We start from the raw sequence: 232 nt of genomic DNA on the forward strand, positions 1-232 counted from the left end.
GTAGTAGTCCGGGCTGCAGGTGGCGACTTCGCGCGACCAGTCGATGGCAAGACCCATCGACTGCATCTGCTTCTTCATGTACGCGATGTTGTCGTACGTCCACTTTGCGGGCGGCACGTTGTTGGCCATCGCGGCGTTTTCGGCGGGCATGCCGAACGCGTCCCAGCCCATCGGCATCAGCGTGTTGTAGCCGTTCATCCGCAGATAGCGGTACATCACGTCGTTGATCGTG

Annotated in this window: 1 protein-coding gene; it reads right to left on the reverse strand. The window is 60.3% G+C overall.

Annotated elements, in window-relative coordinates; translation table 11 throughout:
• A partial coding sequence (locus SB753_RS41940) for a class I tRNA ligase family protein (protein WP_410805805.1) occupies positions 1-232 on the reverse strand: 232 nt, incomplete at both ends.

It is taken from the genome of Paraburkholderia sp. SIMBA_053 (genome assembly GCF_046534895.1).
In the GTDB taxonomy this organism is placed as follows: Bacteria; Pseudomonadota; Gammaproteobacteria; order Burkholderiales; family Burkholderiaceae; genus Paraburkholderia; species Paraburkholderia caledonica.